Here is a 443-nt window from a genome sequence, read left to right on the forward strand (position 1 = left end):
CTGGCTGCTCTCCACCGTGCCGAGCTGCATGATCTTCGACGATCATGACGTGATCGACGACTGGAACACCAGCGCCGCCTGGCAGGAGGAGATCCGCGCCACACCCTGGTGGCACGAGCGGATCGTCAGCGGGCTGATGTCGTACTGGGTCTACCAGCACCTGGGCAACCTCTCCCCCGCCGAACTGGCGGCCGATCCCCTGTACGCCACCGTCACGGCCTCCCCCGACGGCACCGAGGCGCTGCGCCGCTTCGCCGCCGAGACCGATGCGGATCCCGCCCGGACCCGCTGGAGCTACCAGCGCATTTTCGGCCGAGTGCAATTGCTGATGGTGGACACCCGGGCGGCCCGCGTCCTGGACGAGGAGCGGCGGGCGATGCTGGACGACGACGAGGCCCGCTGGCTGCGGGAGAGGGTGCTGGAGAACACCACCGCGTACGACC

At 69.3% G+C, this 443-nt stretch carries 1 pseudogene; it reads left to right on the top strand.

The window, feature by feature from the left end:
- Positions 1-443, top strand: a pseudogene (locus G3I71_RS47710) (alkaline phosphatase family protein); the annotation flags it as partial.

The sequence above is a fragment of the Streptomyces sp. SID12501 genome, from assembly GCF_010550245.1.
In the GTDB taxonomy this organism is placed as follows: Bacteria; Actinomycetota; Actinomycetes; order Streptomycetales; family Streptomycetaceae; genus Streptomyces.